This window comes from Microbispora sp. H10885 (assembly GCF_014161415.1).
Taxonomy (GTDB): Bacteria; Actinomycetota; Actinomycetes; order Streptosporangiales; family Streptosporangiaceae; genus Microbispora; species Microbispora triticiradicis.
In genome coordinates, this window is record NZ_JABBWY010000007.1 from 158,866 (window position 1) to 182,936 (window position 24,071).

Here is a 24,071-nt window from a genome sequence, read left to right on the forward strand (position 1 = left end):
CGGTCAGCCGCGGATGCGCAGACCACGCGGGGTGGGGTGGAACCCGGCGGCCTCCAGGGCATCCGCCAGGGGGGAGCCGGTGATCGAGGCGCCGTCGGCCCGTTCGACGGTGAGCTTGCCCAGCGCGCCCCGCCGTACGGAGACGGCCAGGGCCTGCACGGCCGGGCGCAGGTCCTCCTCAGAGCCGTAGGAGAGCAGGGTCTTGCCGCCACGCTCGACGTAGAGGACGAGGGAGCCCTCCACCAGCACCACCAGCGCTCCCGCCTTGCGGCCCGGCCTGTGGGTCACGTCGTCCGCGCGCTCGGGCCAGGGCAGCGCGGCGCCGTACGGGTTGGCCGGGTCGGCCGCGGCCAGCACGACCACCGGCCGGGGCGGTGGCGGGGCCGGGACCGACCACAGGTCCTCCTCCGGTGCGAACCCCGCTGAGGGAGACGCGGAGGACGTCGGGGAGGACATGGCCCGCATCCGGTCCACCGCGCCAGGAAGGGCGAACTGGGCGCCGCCCAGCCCTTCGACGAAGTAGCCGCGGCGGCATCGCCCGCTCTCCTCGAAGGCGCGCAGCACCTGGTAGACGGCGGAGAACCCGCCGGGCAGGCGTTCGGCCGTGACGCCGCCCCTGGTTAACACCCCGTGCCGTTCGAGCAGCACCTCCGCCTGGGCGTGCGCCCGCTGGGTGCCGTCGCCCGCCGGCGCGGGAAGCGGCCACCATCGGCCGCTCACGGTCGGCGGGCCGCTCCTGGTGGGCAGGACGGCCCGGCGGCGCCTGGTCGCGGCCGGACGGTGGGCAGGCCTTCCGGTGCCCAGCGCCGAGCGGAGCGGAGCCAGCGTGTCCCCGGTGACGCGGCCCGCCCAGACGAGGTCCCACAGCGCGGCGGACAGCGTCAGGTCGTCCGGCGGCCCGTTCGCGGTGAGGCCCTCGCCGGGCGCCGGGGTGTCCGCGGCCGACCGGCCGAGGATGCGGGCCCGGCGGGACGCCGCGGCGTCCGGACCGGTGCCGGCCGCGCCGCCCGCCCCGCACGCGGCCGCCCCTATCCGGTTGGACAGCTCGCGGAAGAACAGCGCCCCGCCGCCGCCGAGGATCTCCAGGATCCCCTCGTGCAGGGGGGTCATGGTGATCTCCGCAGGCGCGGGCAGCAGCAGCGGTGCGGTGTCGGCGAAGTAGAGCGAGACCCAGCCGTCCCCGCCGGGCAGGGAGCCCTGGCCGGCCCACACGACCTCACCGGACGAGGTCAGCTCGTCGAGCAGGGCCGGGGAGTATCCGGGCACCCGAGCGGGCAGCACCAGCGACTCCAGGGCCGAGGCGGGGACCGCCGCTCCCTGCAGCCGTTCGATCGCGCTGATCAGCGTGTCCATCGCCCGCGCGGCTCCGTGGACCTCCGGCCGCCCCTGCCGTGGTGGGCCGGGAGGTCCGCCGGGGCCCGGGTGGCCGGTGCCGCCGTCGTACCCGACGGGGCGGCCGCCGGTCGTCGCGATGCTCTGCGGTGCGATCCCGTGCCAGGCGGGCAGGAAGGCGGCCAGAACCTCGGGCGGAACCGGCTCCACCTCCTTGCGGAGCCGGGCGAGTGACCGGCGCCGCAGGAGCCGCAGCACGTCCGCGTCGCACCACTCCTCGCCCCGGCCGCCGGGCCGGAACTCGCCCGAGACGATCCTTCCCGACCCGGCTAGGCGGCGCAGCGCCTCGTCCGCCACCGCGACGCCGACCCCGAAGCGGGCGGCGGCGGTCCCGGACGAGAACGGGCCGCGGGTGCGGGCGTGCCGGGCCACCAGGTCGCCCAGCGGGTCGGCGGCGGGCCTGCCGGGACCGCCGGAGCCGTGCGCACCGCCGGTCGGCGGCTCCAGGAACTCGTGCGGCACGCCCACGGGCAGCGGCACGCCCAGGGCGTCACGCAGCCGCCAGGCGTCCTCGACGGCGGCCCACTGCTCGTGACCCGCCACGCGCACCCGGATGGCCCTGCGCGCCCGCTCCAGGTCCGCCAGCCACGCCGGGTCGCCCTCGCGGATCGAGACGTCCTGGGCGAGCAGCGGGCCGTGCGAACGCAGCAGGTCCGCGAGGTCCTCGGCGTCCCGCAACGGCCTGTCGAGCCGGGCCAGTTCCCGCTCGGTCTCCGCGAGGACGTCGGGGTCGAGCAACTCCCGAAGATCGGCCTGCCCCAGCAGCTCGGCCAGGAGCGCGGTGTCGAGGGCCAGCGCCTGGGCCCGCCGCTCCGCCAGCGGCGCGTCGCCCTCGTACATGAAGGCGCCGATGTAGTTGAACAGCAGCGACGCGGCGAACGGGGACGCCTGGGAGGTCTCCACCTCCACCACCCGCACCCGGCGGGCGGCGACGTCACGCAGGAGCCCCACCAGGCCGGGAACGTCGAAGACGTCCTGCAGGCACTCGCGCATCGTCTCCAGGACCACCGGGAAACCGGCGTACTTGCTCGCCACGCCCAGCAGGTGGGCGGCCCGCTGGCGCTGCTGCCACAGCGGGGTGCGCCTGCCCGGAGAGCGCCGGGGGAGCAGGAGGGCACGCCCGGCGCACTCCCGGAAGCGGGAGGCGAACAGCGCGGAGCCGCCCAGCTCCTCCACCACGATCTGCTCGATCTCGTCGGCGTCGAAGACCGCCACGTCGGTCGGCCCGTCCTCGAAGGTGTCCGGGACGCGCAGCACGATGCCGTCGTCGGAGTGGACGGCCTGGACGTCCGCGCCGTACCGCTCCCGCAGGCGGCGCCCGATCGCGAGCGCCCACGGCGCGTGCACCCGCGCGCCGTAGGGGGAGTGGAGCACCACCCGCCAGTCGCCCAGCTCGTCGCGGAACCGCTCCACCACCAGCGTGCGGTCGTCGGGCACGTATCCCGTCGCCTCCCGCTGCTCTGTCAGGTAGGAGAGGAGGTTCCCGGCGGCGTACTCGTCGAGGCCGGCCGCGCGGACGCGTTCGAGCGCCGCCCGGGCGTCGCCCCGGCCGCCCGCCCCGGCCGCCGACAGCTCCCGGAGGAACGCGCCGATGGCCCGGCCCAGCTCCGCGGGGCGGCCCGGCGCGTCGCCGTGCCAGAACGGCAGCTTGCCCGGCCGGCCGGGAGCGGGGGAGACCAGCACGCGGTCGGCCGTGATGTCCTCGATCCGCCAGGAGGTCGCGCCCAGCACGAACACGTCGCCGACGCGGGACTCGTAGACCATCTCCTCGTCCAGCTCACCCACCCGCGAGGCCTTGTCGCCGACCAGGAACACGCCGAACAGCCCCCGGTCGGGAATCGTGCCCCCGTTGGTCACCGCCAGGCGCTGCGCCCCCGGACGGCCGTGGAGGGTCCCGGTCACCCGGTCCCACACGACGCGCGGCCGCAGCTCGGCGAACTCCTCGCTCGGATAACGCCCGGCCAGCATGTCGAGCGTCGCCTCCAGCGCGGTGCGCGGCAGCGTGGCGTACGGCGCGGCCCGGCGCACCAGCGCCTCCAGCGAGTCGACGGTCCACTCGTCGAGCGCGGTCATCGCGACGATCTGCTGCGCCAGCACGTCGAGGGGGTTGCGCGGGTAGCGGAGCTCCTCGATCCGCCCGGCGCGCATGCGCTCCGCCACCACCGCCGTCTGGACCAGGTCGCCCCGGTACTTGGGGAAGATCACACCCCTGGACACCGCGCCGACCTGGTGCCCGGCGCGGCCGATGCGCTGCAGCCCGCTGGCCACGCTGGGCGGCGCCTCCACGCAGGCCACCAGATCGACCGAGCCCATGTCGATGCCGAGCTCCAGGCTGGAGGTGGCGACCACCGCGGGCAGCCGGCCCGACTTCAGCGCCTCCTCGATCTGGGCGCGCTCCTCCTTGGAGACGGAGCCGTGGTGGGCCCGCACCACCTCGGGGATCGCGCCGCCCGACACGCCCGCCTGCGCCATGAACTCCGACGGCATGACCCCGGGACCTGGCAGCCCAGGCCCCGGCAGCCCTGGTCCCGGCAGCGCAGGTCCCGTGACGCCCGGTCCCGCAGGTCCGCTTCCCGTGAGTCCCGGTCCCGAAGGTCCGGCTTCCCCGGCCGGAGGATCGGCCTGTCCGTGGTCTGGTCCGTCGCGGTGGCCGGACCACTGCGCATGCAACCGCTCGAAGGCCTCCGACCAGTGGGCCGGATCCTCCCCGTCTGTGCCCTGACCTGTGCCTCCACCGGGGGCGGAGGAGGCCTGCCGTTCCCAGGCGAGCTCGTTGAGCCGGGTGCACAGCCGCTCGGACAACCGTCGTGAGTTGGCGAAGATGATCGTGGACCGATGGGCCTGGATCAGGTCGAGCAGGTGCTCCTCGACATGCGGCCAGATGCTCCGCCGGTGCTCCGCCGGCTCGCCCTCGGCGCCGGGAGGGGGCGGCGCGAGCTCGGTCATGTCCTCGACCGGCACCACGACGTCGACCTCGATGACCTTCTCGGCGGGCGGCTGCACGACGGTGGCCGGACGCGTCCCGCCGAGGAAGGCCGCCACCTCCTCGACCGGGCGCACGGTCGCCGACAGGCCGATGCGCTGGGCCGGCGCGGGCAGCAGGGCGTCGAGCCGCTCCAGCGTGAGCGCCAGGTGGGCCCCGCGCTTGGTCGACGCGACGGCGTGGACCTCGTCCACGATCACGGTCTGCACACCGCGCAGCGCCTCGCGCGCCTGCGAGGTGAGGAGCAGGAACAGCGATTCGGGCGTCGTGATCAGGATGTCCGACGGCCGGGCCGCGAAACGGCGCCGCTCCTCGGCCGCGGTGTCGCCGGAGCGGATCGCCACTGATATGTCGGGGGCCGGCAGCCCCATCCGCAGCGCCGTCTGCCGGATGCCGGTGAGAGGGGCGCGCAGGTTCCGCTCCACGTCCACCGCCAGGGCCTTCAGCGGTGAGACGTACACGACACGACAGGGACGCGCCGGTTCCCCGGCCTTCGCCCGGCCGCCCGCGCCCCCGGAGCGCCGGCCGGGCGATCCGCCGTGCCGGTCCCGCGGGCCCGCCGTCTCGCCCCGCCCGGTCGCGTGCTCGACGGCCAGCCGGTCGATCGCCCACAGGAAGGCCGCGAGAGTCTTGCCCGACCCCGTGGGGGCGACCACGAGTGTGTTCTCACCGCGGGCGATCGACGACCACGCGCCCTCCTGCGCCGAGGTCGGCGTCGCGAACGCCCCGGTGAACCACTCCCTGGTCACCGGGCTGAAGCCGTCGAGCGCACCCACCCGCCCATCATGCATCGCCCCACCGACAGAAAACGCCACGCCGCCTGGTCGCGGTGGCCGCCCGCCCGCGGCACGGGTGGAACAGGACGTGCCCATCGGGCGACCGGGGGCATGACGAGGGCAAAACAGGACAATCTTCTTGAGTATGGAAATCGACTACGCGGCCGTCGAGGTGGCGCGCACCCGCATCCGGGAGCGCTACCTCGGCGAGCGCCGTGCCGCAAGCAGCGCGAGGGGCCTGCACCACTTCGCGTTGATCTCATCCGACGTCGAGCGGACCATCCGCTTCTATCACGAACTCCTCGAGTTCCCGCTGACCGAGATCTTCGAGAACCGCGACTACCGAGGGTCGAACCACTTCTTCTTCGACATCGGCAACGGGAACCTGCTGGCCTTCTTCGACCTCCCCGGACTCGACCTGGAGCCGTACAAGGAGGTTCTCGGCGGCCTCCACCACATCGCGATCTCCGTGGAGCGGGCGACGTGGGAGCGCCTGCGCGGCAAGCTCGACGCGGCCGGCGTGCCGTACCAGGAGGAGAGCGGCAGCTCGATCTACTTCCGGGACCCGGACGGCGCTCGCCTGGAACTCCTCGCCGACCCCCTCGGCGAGATGTACGGCGCCCGCGTGATGTGACGGGATGGGCGCGGCGTCACGGTCGCCGAGGGCGGTGAGGCCATTCCGCCTAGGGGGCCATACTGAACGCATGCGCCTCACCGACTTCTGGAACAGGATGCGCCGCCACTTCGGCGAGGCGTACGCGGAGTCGTGGGCCAAGGACTACGTCCTCGCCGGTCTCGGCGGGCGCACCGTCGAGCAGGCCCTCGCCGAAGGTGTGGCGGCGAAGCAGGTCTGGCAGGCCGTCTGCCAGGCGGTCGACGTCGACCCCAAGCTGCGCTGACGCACTGCCGCGCGGTATCGGCGTCGTACCACTGAACAGGCCGCGGGCCCGCGCCAACGCCGGCCGCCGCCTCCTCCTCCTCGCGATCACGCGACTCTCCCAGCGGTTCCAGTCGCCCATGGCAAGTACTTGAATGCTGGTTGAGCGGTTGCTATCGTGTTGATCGGATGAATGGGGAGGAAGCACATGAGCGGAGATCGCTTCACTCCCGACGAGGCTCTCCGGGAGATCGGGCGGGTGGACCGGCAGGTCAGGCGGTCCGCTCGCGGCCCCGGGCGGGCGTACCTGCTCGTGGGGCTGGCCACGATGGTCTACTGGCCGGTGATGTTCCTCGGCGGCGGCGTGTGGCCGTTGATCGGCGGGCTCGGGTGGATCGCGCTGACGGTGGCACTCTGCGTGTACTGGGCCAGGCTGCGGGTCCACGACCGGCTGCTGAAGCGGGTCAGGAAGCCCGTCGAGGCGGCGTACGTGGTGACGATGCCGCTGCCGTTCGTCTACGGCGTCTGGCTGATGCCGCCCACCCTCACGGTGGGATCGACAGTGGTGCTGCTCGCGCTGTCGGTACTCGCCGGGCTGCCCCTGGTGTACGGCGGGCTCCTCCTGATGAGGGACTCGCCCGCGGGGGCCCCGCTGACGAGGGACCGATGACCGCGCACCCGCGTCACGAGCTCGACGAGATCATCCACGCCCCGGTGCGGCTGTCGATCGTGGCGGCGCTGGCCGCCGCCGAGAAGGCCGATTTCCGCTTCCTCCGCGACACGATCGAGGTCAGCGACTCACTGCTCAGCAAGCACGTCCTCACACTCGAAGAGGCCGGCTACGTCCGCGTGGAGAAGACCTTCGTCGGCAAGCGGGGGCGCACCTGGCTCTCGCTGACCGAGCGGGGACGGGCGGCGTTCGAGAACTACATGGACGTGCTCCGGCGAATCATGGAGGCAACCCCCCGTGCTTGAGATCGACGGACTGCGCAAACGCTACGGAGACAAGACCGCCCTCGACGGGGTCGGCTTCACCGTACGGCCCGGCGAGATGTTCGGCTTCGTCGGCGCCAACGGCGCGGGCAAGACGACGACGATGCGCATCGTGATGGGCGTGCTCGGCGCCGACTCCGGGGAGGTGCGGCTCGACGGGCGTCCGCTGGGTTACGACGACCGGCGCGCGTTCGGCTACATGCCGGAGGAACGCGGCCTCTACCAGAAGATGAAGGTCGCCGAGCAGATCGAGTACTTCGGCCGGCTCCACGGCCTCGCCCCGGCCGCCGCCCGCACCGCCACGGACGCCCTGCTCGAACGGCTCGGCCTGGTCGAGCGGCGCGACGACGCGGTCGAGGCGCTGTCGCTAGGCAACCAGCAGCGCGTGCAACTCGCGGTCGCGCTCGTCCACGAGCCGACGGTGCTGATCCTCGACGAGCCCTTCTCCGGCCTCGACCCGCTGGCGGTCGACGCGCTGGCGGAGGTGCTCAAGGACCGCGCCGCCGAGGGCGTGCCGGTCATCTTCTCCAGCCACCAGCTGGACCTGGTCGAACGGCTCTGCGACTCGGTCGGCATCATCTCCGCGGGCCGGATGGTCGCGTACGGCCCGGTCGCCGAGCTCCGGGAGCGGGAGGGCCGCGGGGTGCTGCGCGTCGTGGTCCGGGACGCCGCGCCCGGGTGGGCCGACGGCCTGCCCGGCAGGATCGCCCGCGAGGGCGACCGCGACGTCCTGCTCTGCGAGGAGGGAGACGACCAGGCCGTCCTCCGTACGGCGATGGGCGCGGGGACGGTCGAGCACTTCGGGCGGCGGCAGCCGACCCTCACCGAGATCTTCAGGGAGGCGGTGGCATGAACGGCCTGTTGCTGGTGGCCCAGCGGGAGGTCCGCACGCGGATCCGGACGAAGTCCTTCCTGATCAGCTTGGCGATCAGTGCGATCCTGGTGGCCGCGCTGGCGTTCCTGCCGAAGGCGCTCGGCGGCGACGGCACCTTCGACGTCGGTGTGGTGGGCCCGGCCCCCGCGCCCGTCACCCAGCTCTCCTACTCGCGGTATCCGGACGAGGCGGCCGCGCGGAAGGCGGTGATCGGCGGAGACGTCGACGCGGCCCTGATCGGCGGTGACAGGGTCATCGCGAACGGCGAGCTCGACCAGCGGCTGGGGCTGATCCTCGAAAGCGTCCACCGGGACGAGCAGATCAGGGCCGCCGGGGTCACGGTCACGCCGCTGCGGGTGGAGTCGGTCGGCGCCGACGCGCGGTACCAGGGTGTGCGCACCGGCATCGCCACGCTGCTCGTGATGGTGCTGTTCTTCCTGTTCATCTACTCCTCGATGTACGTCGCGATGGGCGTGGTGGAGGAGAAGGGCAGCCGGATCGTGGAGATCCTGCTGACCTCGGTGCGCCCGTGGCAGCTGCTGGGCGGCAAGATCGTCGGGCTGGGCGTCCTGGGGCTGGTCAACCTCGCCGTGGTCGTCGCCGCCGGGCTGGCCGCGTCGGCCGCGACCGGCTTCGCGGCCGACCTGCCGCCGGGAATGGGCGGGATCGTCGTCAGCGCGCTGGTCTGGTTCGTGCTGGGCTACGCGTTCTTCGCCGTGCTCGCCGCCACCTTCGGCTCGCTGGTGTCGAGGCAGGAGGAGCTGAACACGGTGCTGACGCCGATGACCACGCTCATGATGCTGACCTACGTGACGGCCTACTTCGCCGCCGTCCAGCCCACCGGCACCGTCGCGCGCGTCCTGTCGCTCGTGCCGCCGTTCTCCTCCATGGTCATGCCCGTGCGGACGGCGGCCACCGGCGTCCCCCTGGGAGAGATTCTCATCGCCGTGGCGCTCATGATCGTGGCAGTCGTGGGCGTGCTGCTGTTCGCCTCCCGGGTGTACCAGCGCGCGGTGCTCCGTACGGGCGCCCGGGTCAGGCTGGGCGAAGTCCTGCGCTGACCGCGTACGGGACCGGGCTCGGCGGTTTCCGGCGGGATCCCGGCGAGGTCCCGGCGGGTCAGAGCGGCCGGGTGAGCGTCGAGTGGATCGTCTCGGCCGCACGGCCGGGATCGTCGGCGCTCTCCTGTCCGCCCGGGGCCCACAGGAACGTCCAGCCCTCCCCGGAGGGGATCGCGAAGACGATCGTCTGCCTGCCGGTCTCCGGGTGCCAGACGGAGAGGACGGGGGTGTCCCCGCCGATCAGCCGGGCGGCGAGGCCGTAGCCGGGGAGCCGGGCGGCGAGTGCCTCCAGGTAGGCCAGGCGCTGCCTGCCAAAGTCGCCGGTGCCCGTCACGAGGCCCCCTTCGCGGGAGATCCAGCTTTGTTACAAGGATCGTCGCAGGTCAACGGGACGACAACCATGAACGGGTAACGCCCGGGAATGTAACGCCGCCGGGAACTCCGGCCGGTTTCGCGACACCGGCGGCGGTTCCTCATGTGATCGAACAGTCGTTCGGCTATATTGGTCTGGTCGCCCACGGGGTGCGCGCCGCGCGCGGCGCCCGGACGCGGCGGACCGCCGTACCCGCCCTCCGGGCGGTGTGCGGGAAGCTCAGGAAAATGTCGGTCGCACCCCGTAGCTTTTCGGTGACCGAGCAGACGACCACCCTCCAGGGGGCACCCAATGGCAATCAACGACCGCGAGAAGGCCCTTGAGACCGCCCTCGCGCAAATCGAGCGGCAGTTCGGCAAGGGCAGCGTCATGCGTCTCGGAGACGACGCGCGTGCCCCGATCGAGGTCATCCCCACCGGCGCCATCGCTCTCGACGTGGCTCTCGGCATCGGCGGCTTCCCCCGGGGCCGGATCGTGGAGGTGTACGGTCCGGAGTCCTCCGGTAAGACGACGGTCGCCCTGCACGCCGTGGCCAACGCCCAGAAGGGCGGCGGCATCGCCGCCTTCATCGACGCCGAGCACGCCCTCGACCCCGAGTACGCGAAGAAGCTGGGGGTCGACGTCGACGCGCTGCTCGTCTCCCAGCCGGACACCGGTGAGCAGGCCCTCGAGATCGCCGACATGCTGATCCGCTCCGGCGCCGTCGACATCATCGTGATCGACTCCGTGGCGGCCCTCGTGCCCAAGGCGGAGATCGAGGGCGAGATGGGCGACAGCCACGTCGGTCTCCAGGCCCGCCTCATGTCGCAGGCGCTGCGCAAGATCGCCGGCGCCCTGAACCAGACCCGGACGACCGCCATCTTCATCAACCAGCTCCGCGAGAAGATCGGCGTGATGTTCGGAAGCCCCGAGACCACCACGGGTGGCAAGGCGCTGAAGTTCTACGCGTCGGTGCGGCTGGACGTGCGCCGGATCGAGACGCTCAAGGACGGCACCGAGCCGGTCGGCAACCGGACCCGGGTGAAGGTCGTCAAGAACAAGATGGCCCCGCCGTTCCGCCAGGCCGACTTCGACATCCTCTACGGCATGGGCATCTCCCGCGAGGGTGGTCTGATCGACATGGGCGTCGAGCACGGGTTCGTGCGTAAGGCGGGCGCCTGGTACACGTACGAGGGCGACCAGCTCGGGCAGGGCAAGGAGAACGCCCGCAACTTCCTGAAGAACAACCCCGACATCGCCAACGAGATCGAGAAGAAGATCAAGGAGAAGCTGGGGGTCGGGCCCCGGCTCGACACGCCGAACGAGACTCCCGCCGCTCCGGCCGCCGCCGCGCCCGCGGCCACGTCGGGCCGAGCGACCGCGTCCGCGTCCGCGTCGGGCCGGGGCAGCAAGGCGGCCGCCGCGCCCAAGCCGGGTGACGTCTGAGCGCAGGCATGAGGCGCGACGAGCCCTCCGGCCCGGACGACGAGTTCGGGCCGCGGGACTGGAACTCGGGGCCCTGGGGGCCGGTCGAGGAGTCGGCCGGTCCGGCCGACGACGCGTCCGCGACGATCGCCGCCCTGCGGGCGCAGATCCGCAGGCGTGAACGACGAGCCCCGGACGGCTCCGGCGGCACTGACAGCTCCGGCGACGCTGACGGCGCCGCCGGCTCTGGTGGGTTCGACCTCTGGGACCAGGACGGCACGGAGCGGGACGGCGCCGGCCGGGCCGCCGGGTCCGGGCGGCGCCGTCAGGGGCGCGGCAGGAGGCGGGAGAACCGGCGAGCGCCGGAAGGCTGGGAAGCACGGGCAGATCAGGGAGCCTGGGAAGCGCCTGACCCGGAAGCGCCGGATCGGCAAATGCCCGGGGACCGGGAAGCGCTGGGAGGGCGAGAAGCGCGCGGAGGCCAGGGAACTCGCCGAGGCCGGAGGGCGCGGGGCGAGCGGCGTGAGCGGTCCGGCGGGTGGCTGCCGGACGGGCCGCGGGAGGGCGGCGCGGCGAGCGAGGGGCCGCCGGCCGATCCCGAGGCGGTGGCCAGGGCCATCTGCCTGCGGCTGCTGACGATGGCGCCCAGGACCCGGGCCCAGCTCGCGGACGCCCTGCGCAAGCGGGACGTGCCCGAGGAGGCGGCGAACGCCGTGCTGGAGCGGTTCTCCGAGGTCGGGCTCATCGACGACGAGGCGTTCGCCGCCGCGTGGGTGACCTCCCGGCACGCCGGACGCGGCCTGGCCCGGCGCGCGCTGGCGCAGGAACTGCGGCGGCGCGGCGTCGCCGAGGAGACGGTCGAGGACGCCCTGGAGCGGCTCGATCCCGACGAGGAGACCGAGACCGCGCGCAGGCTGGTGGAACGCAAACTGGCCGGTACGCGCGGGGTGGAGCCGCAGGCGCGCATGCGGCGGCTGGTCGGCATGCTGGCCCGCAAGGGCTACTCACCCGGCCTGGCGTTCCGCATCGTCCGAGAGGCGATCGAGGCCGAGGGCATACCCTCCGATGGGCTTCCCGACAGCTTCGAGTGAGCTATAGCACCATGCAAAAGTCGCTTGACAGGGCATCTTTGCTTGCTCGTTACCTCTCTGACGCTTAATCTCGACCGCAGTGAGGAGTTACTCCGCGCAGCGCGGATTGCCATAACGGTGAACCACGACGGACGAGGACTTTGGCCGGCCTTCGGGCCATATCGGCCACCCTTCGGGGTGTCCGGGCGATGTGACGATATTTGTCCTGGTGACGCCACCGGGCTCTGCCATGCTGCGCGCGTGTGACCCCTGCCATGAGGTTGTCGTGAGGCGATAGGGGTGAGCGCGCATGGACACGATCGTGATCGTTCTTGCGGTTGCGGTGGTGCTGCTGGCTCTCGTGATGATCGCCGCCCTTTTCATAGTCGTACGCCGCACCGCCGGAGTCGCCGCGCCGTCCGGTCCCTCACCCGAGCAGCTCGCCGAGGTCAAGGCCGAGGTCAACGAGGAGCTCGAACGGGCCCGGCGGGAGGCCGAGGAGATCCGTACGAAGGCGGAGCGGGACGCGGGGGAGATCCTCCAGAAGTCCGAGTCGCTCGCCGAGAGCGCGGCGCTCACGCGCAAGGAGGTCGAGGAGGAGGCGCGCCTCCTCAAGACCGAGCTCAAGGAGCTGCGCTCCGACCTGGAGCGGCGGGAGAACCGGCTGGCCGAGCGTGAGCAGCGGCTCGACGAGGAGGCGCGCAGGCAGGCCGAGCGGGCCCGCAAGCTGGCCGAGACCGAGACGGAGCTGGCCGACCGCCGCGAGGACCTGGAGCGGGTGGCCGAGCGGCGCAAGGAGATCCTGGAGCGGGTCGCGGGCCTGACGGCCGACCAGGCCAAGGCCGAGCTGGTCAAGGAGATCGAGAACCAGGCCAAGCGGGAAGCGGCCCTGATCGTCCGGGAGATCGAGAGCGACGCCCGCAAGGAGGGCGAGAAGCGCGCCTGCAAGATTGTGACCCTCGCCGTGCAGCGGGTCGCCACCGAGCAGACGGCCGAGTCGGTCGTGAGCGTCCTCCACCTCCCCGGCGACGAGATGAAGGGCCGCATCATCGGCCGCGAGGGCCGCAACATCCGGGCCTTCGAGTCCACCACCGGCGTCAATCTGATCATCGACGACACACCCGAAGCGGTGCTTCTGTCGTGCTTCGACCCGGTTCGCCGGGAAACGGCCAGGCTGACGTTGGAGAAGCTCGTGCTCGACGGGCGCATCCATCCCCAGCGCATCGAGGAGGCCCACGAGCGCAGCAAGGCCGAGGTGCGGGACCTGTGCGTACGCGCGGGGGAGGACGCCCTGGTCGAGCTGGGCATCACCGAGATGCACCCCGAGCTGGTCACCCTGCTCGGGCAGTTGCGCTACCGCACCTCCTACGGCCAGAACGTGCTCAAGCACCTGATCGAGTCGGCGCACATCGCCGGGATCATGGCCGCCGAGCTGCGGCTCGACCGCGACCTCGTCAAGCGGTGCGCTCTCCTGCACGACATCGGCAAGGCGCTCACGCACGAGGTCGAGGGCAGCCACGCGATGATCGGCGCGGAGATCGCCCGCCGGTACGGCGAGCACGAGGACGTCGTCCACGCCATCGAGGCGCACCACAACGAGGTGGAGGTCAGGACCGTCGAGGCCGTCCTCACCCAGGCCGCCGACGCGATCAGCGGCAGCCGCCCGGGCGCCCGGCGCGAGTCCCTTGAGGCGTACGTGAAGCGGCTGGAGCGCCTGGAGGAGATCGCCCAGTCGTACGACGGAGTGGACAAGGTGTTCGCCATGCAGGCGGGCCGGGAGATCCGCGTCATGGTCCGGCCCGACAACGTCGACGACATCCAGGCGCAGGTGATCGCCCGGGACGTCGCCAAGCAGGTCGAGGAGGAGCTGACCTACCCGGGTCAGATCCGCATCACCGTGGTCCGCGAGTCCCGCGCCACCGAGTTCGCCCGATAACCCCGGCCGCCGCGGCGGGGAAGCACCGTCGGCGCGGCCTTTGGTGGGCACTAACCGGATATGGGGCGAGTGTGCTATACCCCTACGTATCCTCCGGTTTCGCCGGTGTTCCCCCAGCCTCCCGAAGCAAGCGAGCGTACGGTCATGATCTCCTCCACCCCGTACCGGGGGCTCCTCGTGCTCGCGCTGGCGGCCACCGCGATCAGCGCCTGTACGGCGGAGACGGAGGCCCCCAGTGCCTCCCGGACTCCCGCGGTGAACATCGTGCAGCCGGGCGCGCCGGGCCAGGGCAGCAAGGTCCTGCCGGCCGGCGAGGTGCCGCGCTCCGAGGGCCAGGAGTACACCGACGCCGACGTGCGGTTCATGCAGGGGATGATCCGGCATCACTCCCAGGCCCTGCGCATGACCGCGCTCGTCGCCGGCCGTAGCGAGAGCAAGGACCTTCCCCGGTTCGCGAAGCGGATCGAGATCTCTCAGCAGGACGAGATCGACCAGATGGTGCGCTGGCTCAGGGCCCGGCTCCAGCAGGTGCCCAGCGTGGGCTCCGGCGCCGGGCACGACCACGGCGGCGGGGAGCCCATGCCGGGCATGCTCACCGACGCGCAGTTCGCCGAGCTGGAGCAGGCCAAGGGGGCGCGGTTCGACCGGCTCTTCTACGAGGACATGATCCAGCATCACATGGGCGCGCTGACGATGGTCGAGCGGCTCTTCGGCGACGGGGGAGGCGGCGAATCGGAGATCAACCAGTTCGTCACCCACGTCGACGGGGACCAGCGCATCGAGGTCGACCGCATGCGCACCCTCCTCGCGCAGCTGAAGGGATAGCCGGCGGCGTACGGCCGCCGATCGCACCGTCACCGGTCCAGGGACGGGGGCGCGGTGTAGCGGGTGGCGAGGACGCCGAGCTGGTCGATGACGGCCCGGTTCCAGCTGCCGTCCTCGAACATCCGGCGCAGCGCGTCGTTCACCTGGTCGCGCAGGGCGGCCGTGCTGGTGGCGATGCCGTACTTCTCGGTGGACAGCGGCCTGCCGCTGAACCGGAACCTCCCGGGATACCGCGCCGACAGCCCGGCGAGCACGGGCGCGTCGGCCACGATGGCGTCGGTGCCGCCACGGGCGAGCAGCGGCGCGCAGGCGGCGGGCAGGTTCGCCTCGGCGAGGAAGAACCGCCGCCAGCGGTCGCCGAACCTCGCCACGAGCGGCGCGGCGGACTCCCGGGTGGCGCAGACCCGCTTGCGGGCCAGGTCGCGGGGCCGTCTGATCGACAGATCGTCGGCCCGGACGAGGACGTCGGTGCTGGTGACGAGGTACGGTCCGGCGATCGGCCGGGAGCCCGCCGGGCCGGTGACACCGACGACGAGGTCCGCGTCTGCCGTGCCGGCCGTGTAGACGATCTGGTCGTCGCGGTAGCCCAGGGCCCGGGCCACGTAGTGCGCGACCTCGACGTCGAAGCCGCCGAAGTGCCCGTCGGGCATCCGGGTGACCAGCCCCGGCTGCCCCGGGCGCACGCCGATCACCAGCCTGCCGTCGCCCCCGCACCCCGCGAGGCATCCGGCTGCCAGGACGCCGATCACGGCGAGGCCACGCCACACGCGCTCAATATCGAGGTCGCGTACGCGCCGCCGCCAGCAGCGACACGGCAAAACTCCCTTGACCCGGGAGCGCGGGCTCAGCGGACGAAGGCGACCTCGCCGCCCGCCTGTTCGGCGGCGGCCGGATCGGCCGTGACCTTCCTGCTGCGCCGGCTGCGCCGTTCCAGCCAGGCGGCGAGATAGCCGAGCGCCAGGTTGATCGCGATGTAGACCGCCGCGATGACGATGACCGACGGGATCAGGTTGGCGTAGTTGGCCGGCACGACGCGGGCGCCCGCGTTGAGCAGGTCGGCGTACGCCACGACGAACCCGAGCGCGGTGTCCTTGAGCAGCACCACGAGCTGGCTCACGATGGCGGGCATCATCGCGGTGACCGCCTGCGGCAGCAGGATCAGCCGCATCACCTGGTTCTTGCGCAGGCCGATCGCGTAGCCCGCCTCGGCCTGGCCGCGCGGCACCGCCAGGATGCCCGCACGGACGATCTCGGCCAGGACCGACCCGTTGTAGACCGTGAGACCGAAGACCACGGCCGTGAACTCGGTCACGACCAGCCCGGCCAGGCTCCCGCCGTACTGCGCGAAGAAGATCAGCATGAGCACCGGGACCGCGCGGAAGGCCTCGACGACCACCGCGGCCGGGATCCGCACCCAACGGTGGTCCGACAGGCGGGCGATGCCGAACACGGCTCCGAACAGCAGCGCGAGCACCGCGGCGAGCGCGGCGGCGACCAGCGTGTTCAGCAGTCCGGGCAGGATCAGCTCGGTCCAGGTGTCGGCCCGGAGGAACGGCTGCCACAGCTCGCCCTTCCACTGGCCCTTCTCGTCGAACTTCGTCCAGACGAAGTACGCGACCAGCAGCAGGACGACGCCGAACCCGAGGGTGAGCGCGTTGTTGCGCAGGCGGGCGCGCGGGCCCGGGACGTCGTAGAGGACGGTGGCGCCGCGCTCGGTCATCGGACCACCGCCAGGCGCCGCGCCAGCCGGCCGGACAGCAGGTTCAGGGGGAGGGTCAGCACGACGAACCCGGCGGCGAAGCCGAGGAAGATGGGAATGATCGCGTCTCCGTGGGCGTCGAACAGGTTCTTCATCCGCAGCGCGGCCTCCATGACGCCGATCGCCGCGGCGACCGTCGTGTTCTTGACCAGCGCGTTCAGCAGGCTCCCGAGGGGCGCGATGACCGTGCGCACCGCCTGGGGGAGGATCACCAGGCGGAGCGTCTGCAGGAACGTCAGGCCGATCGCGCGGGCCGCCTCCGCCTGGCCGAGGGGCACGGTGTTGATCCCGGCCCGCACGACCTCGCAGACGAAGGCGGAGGTGTACGCCGACAACCCGATGATCGACAGCCAGAAGCTGTTGAGCGACAGGTCGTCGGAGAACTGGACGTCCATCACCGTGCCCAGGCCGAGGCCGCAGAACACGATGATCAGTGTGAGGGGCGTGTTGCGCAGCACGTTGACGTACAGCGCGCCCGCCCCTCGCAGCACCGGCAGCGGGCTCACCCGCATGGCGGCCAGCGCGATCCCCCAGACCAGCGAGATCAGCCCGCTGACCACCGTGAGCTTCACCGTCAGCCAGAACGCGCCGAGGATGACGGGAAGCTCGTCGACCACGGCCTCCACCGCCGGCCTCCTTCCAGTGCCGCTGTCGGTGTCCTAGTACCGGTCGACGGACGGCGGCGTCGTGAAGTACTTGCCGAACTCGCCGAGGTTCGTGTCGATCGCCTTGCGCCAGCTTCCGTCCTTGAAGAACTTCTCGATGGCGTTGTTGATCGCGTCGCGGCCGGCCTTGTCGTCCAGCTTGAGGCCGATGCCGTACCTCTCCTCGCTGAACGGCTGGCCGATCAGCTTGAACTTGCCGGGGAACTGGGCGGCGAACCCGGCGAGGATCGTGGCGTCGGTGGAGATGGCGTCGACCTGCTTGTTCTCCAGCAGCGGCAGGCAGGCGCCGTAGCCCTGCTGCTGGGTGAGGTTCTTGGACTCCCAGTCGGGGCCGAACTTCTCCGCGAGCCGCTTCGGCGACGACGATCCCTGCGCGCCGCAGACCTTCTTGTCCTTGAGCGACTCGACCCCGGTGATCGAGGTGTCGTCGGCGCGGACGAGGATGTCCTGCCCGGTGACGAGGTACGGCCCGGCGAAGGAGATCTTCTTCTTCCGCTCGTCGGTGATCGAGTAGGTCGCGATGACCATGTCGACCTGGCCCTGCTGGATGAACGGCTCGCGGTTGGCCGACTGGGCCTCCTTGAACGTGATGCCGCTCTCCGGCACGCCGAGCTCCTTGGCGACGTACTTCGCCACGTCGACGTCGAACCCGGCGTAGCCGCCGTCGGGCTTCTTCAGTCCCCAGCCCGGCTGGTCGATCTTGACGCCGATCACGAGCTTCTTGTCGTCCTTCGCCTTGTCGACGATCGAGCTCGCCCCCGAACCGCCGCAGGCCGTCAGGCCGGTGGCCAGGGCGGCGAGCGCGAGCAAGCCGGCTGCGAATCGCATCCGCATCACCTTTCGCTTCTTGTGGAGCATGTCGTGAGCTGGGATCAGTGCGTGAGGATCTTGGAGAGGAAGTCGCGGGCGCGCTCGGTGCTCGGCTTGGTGAAGAACTCCGAGGGCGACCCCTCCTCGACGATCTGGCCGTCGGCCATGAACACGATGCGGTTGGCCGCCCGGCGGGCGAAGCCCATCTCGTGGGTGACGACCATCATCGTCATGCCGTCCCTGGCCAGGCCGACCATCACGTCGAGCACCTCCTGGACCATCTCCGGGTCGAGGGCCGAGGTGGGCTCGTCGAAAAGAATCATCTTGGGGTCCATGGCCAGCGCGCGGGCGATGGCCGTCCGCTGCTGCTGGCCGCCGGACAACTGGGCGGGATACTTCGCCGCCTGCGAGGCGATGCCGACCCGTTCGAGCAGTTCCATGCCCCGCTGCTCGGCCTGCTGCCGGGGGATCTTCCGCACCCTGGTCGGGCCGAGCGTGACGTTCTCCAGGATCGTCTTGTGGGCGAAGAGGTTGAAGGACTGGAACACCATCCCGACCTCGGAGCGCAGCCGGGCCAGCGCCCTGCCCTCCGCGGGCAGTTCCCGCCCGTCGAACACGATGCTTCCGGAGTCGATGGTCTCCAGCCGGTTGAGCACCCGGCACAGCGTGGACTTGCCGCTGCCGGACGGGCCGATGACGACGACCACCTCGCCCCGGGCCACGCTCAGGTCGATGTCCTTGAGCACGTGCAGGGGACCGAAGTGCTTGTTGACTCCCTCCAGCCTGACAAGCGGATCGGAACCACTGATCTCCGTCATGGTCAACAACGTAGGGGCGTCAACGTCGCGCCGTCACTAACGGGCCGGTACCGAATAGATCACATCCCGGCTGCTCAGGACATCACTCCCGGTTTGTCCGGACGGTCCGCCCCATGCGGCCCGGGACACGGTCCCGGTTGGCTCCTGCCGATCCTCTTGTCGCATAGGAGCGCAGATGCTGAAAAATCCGGATCTGTTCAGGAAGACCGTCGCGGCGGCGGCCATGCTGGTGTGGCCCGTCCTGCTCGGCCTGGCCTTCGTGACCTCGCCGCCGGGCACCGAGCACGACCCCGCCGTGTTCCGCGCGAGCCCCGTACAGGTGCAGACCAGCGCGCTGCTGTTCCAGTGGGCGACCGTCTGCCTGGTCCCGGTGGTCCTCGGGCTCGCCCATCTGCTGCGCCACCGCGCGCCGCGCACCGGCAACATCGGCGCGGCGGTCGGCCTGACCGGCGCGGTCACCGCCGCCTGCCTGTTCATGACCGACTTCTACGACCTGGCGCTGGCGCTCAGCCTTCCGGACGCCCCGGCCGCCCGGGTGACCGAGGTGGCGGGCGCGCTCGGCGGCTTCGTGTACGGCGTCCTCCTGCCGGGCTTCCTCACCCACGTGGGCCTGCTGGTGCTCCTGACGGGCCTGGCGGCGGTGCGGCGCGCGCCGTGGTGGGTCCCGGTGGCGGCGCTCGTGGGGATCTGCGGGCCGTTCCTCACGCTCGGGCAGCCGCCGGCCGTCCAGGCCATCGGGTCCCTGTTCCACCTCGCCGCCTTCGGCACGGTCGCCCTGAAGGTCCTGCGCATGCCCGTCGAGGACTGGCGGGCCGCCTGAGCGCCCGCCTCCAAGGGGCGCTCCGGAGAGCCCGTCAGAGGCCCGACTCCCTGGCCCGCATGATCGCCTCGGCCCGGTCGGCCACGCGCAGCTTCGCGAAGACGCTGGACACGTGGTTGCGGACGGTCTTCTGGCTCAGCCCGAGCCGGGCCGCGATCTGGACGTTCGTCAGGTGGCCGGCGACCAGGCCCAGGATCTCCCGCTCACGCGGGGTGAGCTCGGGGAAGCTGGGCTCGGGCGTCCTGCCGAGGCCGGAGAAGTAGCCCATGAGCCGTCCGGCGAGGGCGGGGCCGAAGATCGCCTCGCCCTCGGCCACGGCCCGGATCGCCCGTACGAGCTCGGCCCGCCGCGCGCCCTTGAGCACGTACCCGCGCGCGCCCGCGCGCACCGCCGCGAAGACCGCGTCGTCGTCGTCCGCCATGCTGAGCACGAGGACCCGCACGTGCGGGTGGTCCCTGGTGATCCGCTCGGTCGCGGCCACCCCGCCCATGCCGGGCATGGCGAGGTCCATCAGCACGACGTCGGGCTGCACGCGGGGAAGGAGGGCGAGGGCCTGCTCGCCGCTGGCCGCCTCGTCGGCGACCTCCGTCTCCTCCACCGGCCGCAGGAGCGCGCGGAGCCCCGCCCGGAAGGCCGCGTGGTCGTCAACCAGCAGCACGCGGATCGGCTCCATCGCCCGCCTCCCATCCCGACTCCCGGACCGTGTCCGGCATCGTGTCCCGCGCCGTGTCCGACGCGATGTCCCGGGTCGTGTTTCCGGCCGTGTCCCGCGCCGTGCCGGGGGTGGTGTCACGAGTGACGTTCTGGACCGGGAGGCGGGCCAGCACCCGCGTCCCGCCCCCGGGCCGCGGGCCGATGTCGCAGGTGCCGCCCAACTCGGCCGCCCGCTCGCGCATCGACGCCGTGCCGACCCCGGACCGGGCGGACGCCGGGTCGCCGGCGTCCACCGCGTGCGGCTCACCGCCCTCGTCGGCCACCTCCACTTCGAGCACGCCCGGGCGGTCCCCGCCCGCCATGCCGAGCCGTACGCGCACCCGCCCGGCCCCGGCGTGGCGGCGCGCGTTCGCCAGCGCCTCGGCCGCGATCCGGTACGCCGCCACCTCCACGGCGGCGGGCAGCGCCGGGAGGGTCCCGTCGATCTCGACGCCGACCTCGGCGCCGGGCAGCCGGGCCGCGTGCGACCTGATCGCCCCGGCCAGGCCCAGCGTGTCGAGGGCCGGCGGCCGCAGTCCCTCCACCAGCGTCCGTACGTCGGCCATCGCCGTGCGGGCGTCCGTCATGATCTCTTCGAGCATCGCCAGGGCGTCCGGATCGTCCACCATGTCCTGCACGGCCTCCGCCCGCATGGTCAGCGCGGCCAGGGTCGGCCCGAGGCCGTCGTGCAGGTCGCGCCGCAGCCGTCGCCGTTCCTCCTCACGCGCCGCCACGAGCCGTTCGCGTGAGCGCTGCAGGTCGGCCGACAGCCGCACGGCGTGCACGGCGATCCCGGTCTGCCGGGCGAGGTCGGCGAGGACCCGGCGGTCCCTCCCGCCGAGCCCGCTCTCGCCCGGGCGCGGAGAGAGGACCAGGTCGCCCACCGGCTCGCCCCGGTGCGCGAGCGGCAGCCGTACGGTGCCGGGGGAGGGCACGCCGTAGGCGTGGGTCGGCCCGCCGGCGACCTCGACCGCGACGTGCGGCAGGCGCAGCGCCTCCGCCACCGACCGGGCCGCCGCGGCGAGCACCGCACCCGGCTCCGCCGCCTCCTCCAGACGCCTGCCCAGCAGGGCCAGCGCCGCGTACGGATCGTCCCGCCTGCCGTACATCACGAGGTTGACGGCGCGTTGCAGCCGCTCGCGCAGCGGTGCGAAGACGACGGCGACCACCCCGGCGGCGGCCACCGAGACCGGCAGCCCGCCGGCCGCGCGGAACACCGCGCCGAGATAGGTGACCACGAGCACGTAGCCGCCGAAGACACACGCCGACAGCAGCACGTAGACGAGCGTGCGGTTGATCACGAGGTCGATGTCGAACAGGCCGTGCCGCAGCACCGCGACCGCGGCGGCGGCCGGCAGCAGGCAGGCCGCGAACGTCCCCATGACCTCCCAGAACGCGCTGGTGACGGGCCAGATGGAGCGCGGGTCGCCGTCGGTGAGCCCCGCGGCCAACCGGCCCGCGACGATCAGCCCGGCGAGCCCGGCGGCGTACGCGAGCCACTTGAGCTGGGCCCGTTCGCCGGCGTCGCCGCGCCGGGCCCGCCGGACGAGATCGCCCGCGCCCGCGAGGAACAGCGCGCCCATGAGCGCGGTCGTCAGCGGCTCGACGAACGGGGCGACGGCGGCGAGCGCGGGCACCGCGAGGGGGTTGGGCAGCGGCGTGCCCCAGCCGATCTGGTGGCTCGGGCCGGGCAGGAGGGCGCTGACCGCGGTCATCACGGCGGCGACCGCGGCGAGCACCCACAGGGCCGCCCGCCACCCGGGCGACGACGGCCGTCCCGACGGGAAGAACGCCGGCACGGCGGCGACCGACAGGTTGGCGGGGACCCACAGCCACGTCTGCGGCCAGGCCATCGGGCCCGCGAGCGGCAGCCCGGCCAGCGCGTAGTGCCCGGTCGCGTCCAGCAGCGCGAAGCACAGCCCGCAGGCCGCCATGAGCCATCCGACGGCGTTGCCCGGACGGGCGGCGGCGATCAGGCCGCCGACCACCGCGCAGACGGCGACGGAGAGGAGGTGGTTCTGGGGGAACAGCCCGGCGCCGTTCCGGTGGCCCAGCACCAGGGCCGCGGCGACCAGGAGCAGGCTCAGCGCGCAGACCGCCCACGCCGTACGCCGCACCGCCCGCCTCCTTCGCGCGCCTCCGGCGCACGCCCCGCCTCCTTCGCGCGCCTCCGGCGCACGCCCCGCCTCCGCGCGCCTCCGGCGCGACCACTGGATTTGGCTCAGGCTAGCGACCGATATGCCCGGACGAATAGGACATTGTCCCAGGACGTCCTACGACGCCGGAAGCCGTTGCCGGACGGCGTCGCCGTCCGGCTCATCGCGGGACCGGGAGATTGCGAAAATCGGCGTGGCCGGCGTGATGCTCGCTTCGGCCGGCGACCTGTGGCGCTTCCCGGACGGGGAGGTGCAGGACGAACCGGGCTCCCCGTTCGCTGTCCTGGATGGTCAAGGTGCCCTGATGCGCTTCCGCGATCTCCCGTGCGATCGCCAGTCCCAGCCCGGTCCCCCCTGAGTCCCGGTGGCGTGAGGCCTCCAGCCGGGTGAAGCGGTCGAAGACCCTCTCCCGGTCCTCCGGTGCGATTCCGGCGCCGTCGTCGAGGACCTCCAGCGTCGCCGCCGGCCCGTCGGCCCGCACGCTGACGGTGATCTGCGAGGCGGCGTGCCGTGCGGCGTTGTCGAGCAGGTTCACCAGGAGCCGGGTGACCCGCAGCCGGTCGCAGTCGACGAAGACGTTCCGCTGAAGGTCCCTCACGATCTCCACTCGGTAGGTGCGGCGCTCCAGTTCGCCGTGGACCAGCCGGCCGAGGTCGGTCGGACGGAGGTCGAGGGGGGCGCGGGCGTCCAGCCTGGCCAGGGTCAGCAGGTCGGTCACGATCGCCTGAAGCCGGTCCACTCCGGCGAGCACCGCCGTGGCCGTCTTCGGCCAGTCGATGTCGTGCGGATGCATGAGGGCCTCTTCGAGTTGGGCCCGCATGGCCGTGAGAGGGCTGCGCAGGTCGTGAGAGGCGTCCGAGGTGAACTGCCGCAGTTGCTTGTAGGCGCCTTCGAGCCGGTCCAGGGTGTCGTTCACCGTTCCGGCCAGGAGCTTGATCTCCTCCTGGTGGTTGTGCGCCACAGGAACCCGGCGGTGGAGATGGGTGGCGGTGATCTCCGCGAGTTCCGTGCGGATGGCGTCCACCGCGCTCATGTCCCTCCTGGCGACGTAGAACGTCCCGGCGGCCGTGATCGCGGTCGTCAGCAGGGACATGCCGATCGCGAAGGAGAGCGCCTCGGTGCTCCCGTACCAGGGGACCGTGGGCACCGCCACGTAGAGGAGCCAGGGCCCGTCCGGCTGGTAGACCTTGAACGAGAAGACGGTCATGCAGCCCTTCAGCCCGGCCGGAGGGCACAGCACCCGTTCGGCGTGCACGCTCGCGCTGGTCGCGTGGAAGGTGGCCATCGGGGGCCTGCCCGCGAGCTGCGGCGTCGACGAGACGACCTGGTGCCGGGCGTCCAGGACCTGGATCGCGAGGTCCCTGCCCGCCGGCAGCTCGGCGGGGAGGTACCCCTGCCTGATGAGGGGCACCGCTCGGTCCCACGCCCCGGTGACGCGATCCCGGACCGCGTCGGCGTCCTTGCCGCCCACGAAGACGAGGAAGAGCACGCTGACCCCGGTGCAGAGCAGTGCCGCGACGGCGGAGTAACCGGCCGTCCTGCGGACGAGGACGGATGATCGGTTCCAGTTCGACATCGGGTCAAGGCCAATCCGTGGGAAGCGTGGTCTATGCCTACAAAAGGGCACCACACAGGCATGAATCACTCAATAAAAGGACATTTGCACTTTTCACAAGCCTGGGTAATGGCGGATGCGAGCCCTGGTCATGTCAGGCGGGTCCGCACCCGCCCGAGCGCGCGATGTTCGGGTCCGGCGGGGGCGGGGAAGCGCCTACCCTTGTAGTGC

Annotated in this window: 21 protein-coding genes; 11 read left to right on the top strand and 10 right to left on the bottom strand. The window is 72.3% G+C overall.

Features of this window, described 5'->3' with window-relative positions; translation table 11 throughout:
• Positions 1-3 precede the first annotated feature (3 nt).
• Entirely contained in the window at positions 4-5,166 is a 5,163-nt protein-coding gene (locus HHX37_RS19770; RefSeq protein WP_182886346.1) for a DEAD/DEAH box helicase, read from the bottom strand.
• Between the two features lie 130 nt (positions 5,167-5,296).
• Here HHX37_RS19770 and HHX37_RS19775 point away from each other — a divergent pair, with 130 nt between their 5' ends.
• The 6 genes from HHX37_RS19775 (at position 5,297) to HHX37_RS19800 (ending at position 8,956) form a co-directional block, all read left to right on the top strand.
• Positions 5,297-5,785 (top strand): VOC family protein, encoded by a 489-nt coding sequence (locus HHX37_RS19775; protein WP_138461413.1) that lies wholly within the window; start codon positions 5,297-5,299, stop codon positions 5,783-5,785.
• 70 nt (positions 5,786-5,855) lie between these two features.
• Positions 5,856-6,050: a DUF3046 domain-containing protein gene (locus tag HHX37_RS19780; RefSeq protein ID WP_117409364.1), complete on the top strand. Its 195-nt coding sequence runs from the start codon at positions 5,856-5,858 to the stop codon at positions 6,048-6,050.
• Positions 6,051-6,236: 186 nt separating this feature from the next.
• Entirely contained in the window at positions 6,237-6,698 is a 462-nt protein-coding gene (locus HHX37_RS19785) for a hypothetical protein (RefSeq protein WP_182886347.1), read from the top strand.
• Positions 6,695-7,003: a winged helix-turn-helix domain-containing protein gene (locus tag HHX37_RS19790; RefSeq protein WP_117409362.1), complete on the top strand. Its 309-nt coding sequence runs from the start codon at positions 6,695-6,697 to the stop codon at positions 7,001-7,003. Before HHX37_RS19785 ends, HHX37_RS19790 begins: the two co-directional genes overlap by 4 nt.
• Positions 6,996-7,874 carry an ABC transporter ATP-binding protein gene (locus HHX37_RS19795; RefSeq protein WP_117409361.1) on the top strand — a complete coding sequence of 293 codons (879 nt, stop codon included), beginning with the start codon at positions 6,996-6,998 and terminating at the stop codon, positions 7,872-7,874. Before HHX37_RS19790 ends, HHX37_RS19795 begins: the two co-directional genes overlap by 8 nt.
• On the top strand, positions 7,871-8,956 hold the full coding sequence (locus HHX37_RS19800) for an ABC transporter permease (protein ID WP_117409360.1): 1,086 nt from the start codon (positions 7,871-7,873) through the stop codon (positions 8,954-8,956). Before HHX37_RS19795 ends, HHX37_RS19800 begins: the two co-directional genes overlap by 4 nt.
• Before the next feature lie 58 nt (positions 8,957-9,014).
• Here the strand turns inward: HHX37_RS19800 and HHX37_RS19805 are convergent, their stop codons facing one another.
• Positions 9,015-9,290, bottom strand: coding sequence for a hypothetical protein (locus tag HHX37_RS19805; protein WP_182879357.1), 276 nt, complete (start codon positions 9,288-9,290; stop codon positions 9,015-9,017).
• Between the two features lie 330 nt (positions 9,291-9,620).
• Here HHX37_RS19805 and recA point away from each other — a divergent pair, with 330 nt between their 5' ends.
• The 4 genes from recA to HHX37_RS19825 all read left to right on the top strand — a co-directional run bounded on the left by recA (position 9,621) and on the right by HHX37_RS19825 (position 14,564).
• Positions 9,621-10,754 (top strand): recombinase RecA, encoded by a 1,134-nt coding sequence (gene recA, locus HHX37_RS19810; protein ID WP_182874788.1) that lies wholly within the window; start codon positions 9,621-9,623, stop codon positions 10,752-10,754.
• A gap of 8 nt (positions 10,755-10,762) precedes the next feature.
• On the top strand, positions 10,763-11,824 hold the full coding sequence (locus tag HHX37_RS38245; RefSeq protein ID WP_182886348.1) for a regulatory protein RecX: 1,062 nt from the start codon (positions 10,763-10,765) through the stop codon (positions 11,822-11,824).
• 289 nt (positions 11,825-12,113) lie between these two features.
• On the top strand, positions 12,114-13,739 hold the full coding sequence (rny, locus tag HHX37_RS19820; protein WP_182886349.1) for a ribonuclease Y: 1,626 nt from the start codon (positions 12,114-12,116) through the stop codon (positions 13,737-13,739).
• Between the two features lie 144 nt (positions 13,740-13,883).
• Positions 13,884-14,564: a DUF305 domain-containing protein gene (locus HHX37_RS19825; protein WP_182886350.1), complete on the top strand. Its 681-nt coding sequence runs from the start codon at positions 13,884-13,886 to the stop codon at positions 14,562-14,564.
• A 29-nt stretch (positions 14,565-14,593) separates the two neighbouring features.
• Here HHX37_RS19825 and HHX37_RS19830 read toward each other — a convergent pair whose 3' ends face one another.
• The 5 genes from HHX37_RS19830 to HHX37_RS19850 all read right to left on the bottom strand — a co-directional run bounded on the left by HHX37_RS19830 (position 14,594) and on the right by HHX37_RS19850 (position 18,616).
• A complete protein-coding gene (locus HHX37_RS19830) occupies positions 14,594-15,331 on the bottom strand; it encodes a transporter substrate-binding domain-containing protein (RefSeq protein ID WP_182886351.1) in 738 nt (245 codons plus the stop codon).
• A gap of 77 nt (positions 15,332-15,408) precedes the next feature.
• A complete protein-coding gene (locus tag HHX37_RS19835) occupies positions 15,409-16,284 on the bottom strand; it encodes an amino acid ABC transporter permease (RefSeq protein WP_182879352.1) in 876 nt (291 codons plus the stop codon).
• Positions 16,281-16,949: an amino acid ABC transporter permease gene (locus HHX37_RS19840; RefSeq protein ID WP_117409352.1), complete on the bottom strand. Its 669-nt coding sequence runs from the start codon at positions 16,947-16,949 to the stop codon at positions 16,281-16,283. Before HHX37_RS19840 ends, HHX37_RS19835 begins: the two co-directional genes overlap by 4 nt.
• Positions 16,950-16,982: 33 nt before the next feature.
• On the bottom strand, positions 16,983-17,822 hold the full coding sequence (locus tag HHX37_RS19845; RefSeq protein ID WP_117409366.1) for a glutamate ABC transporter substrate-binding protein: 840 nt from the start codon (positions 17,820-17,822) through the stop codon (positions 16,983-16,985).
• 38 nt (positions 17,823-17,860) lie between these two features.
• The gene (locus tag HHX37_RS19850) at positions 17,861-18,616 is read right to left on the bottom strand and encodes an amino acid ABC transporter ATP-binding protein (RefSeq protein ID WP_182879351.1); all 756 of its coding nucleotides are present in this window, start codon (positions 18,614-18,616) and stop codon (positions 17,861-17,863) included.
• Between the two features lie 175 nt (positions 18,617-18,791).
• Between HHX37_RS19850 and HHX37_RS19855 the strand changes: the two genes are divergently transcribed.
• Positions 18,792-19,436 carry a hypothetical protein gene (locus HHX37_RS19855; RefSeq protein ID WP_182879350.1) on the top strand — a complete coding sequence of 215 codons (645 nt, stop codon included), beginning with the start codon at positions 18,792-18,794 and terminating at the stop codon, positions 19,434-19,436.
• 34 nt (positions 19,437-19,470) lie between these two features.
• Here the strand turns inward: HHX37_RS19855 and HHX37_RS19860 are convergent, their stop codons facing one another.
• The 3 genes from HHX37_RS19860 to HHX37_RS19870 form a co-directional block, all read right to left on the bottom strand.
• Entirely contained in the window at positions 19,471-20,109 is a 639-nt protein-coding gene (locus HHX37_RS19860; RefSeq protein ID WP_117409349.1) for a response regulator transcription factor, read from the bottom strand.
• Positions 20,081-22,246: a sensor histidine kinase gene (locus HHX37_RS37810; RefSeq protein ID WP_182886352.1), complete on the bottom strand. Its 2,166-nt coding sequence runs from the start codon at positions 22,244-22,246 to the stop codon at positions 20,081-20,083. The genes HHX37_RS19860 and HHX37_RS37810 overlap by 29 nt, the downstream gene beginning before the upstream one ends.
• A gap of 199 nt (positions 22,247-22,445) precedes the next feature.
• Positions 22,446-23,861: a sensor histidine kinase gene (locus HHX37_RS19870; RefSeq protein WP_182886353.1), complete on the bottom strand. Its 1,416-nt coding sequence runs from the start codon at positions 23,859-23,861 to the stop codon at positions 22,446-22,448.
• Positions 23,862-24,071: the final 210 nt, after the last annotated feature.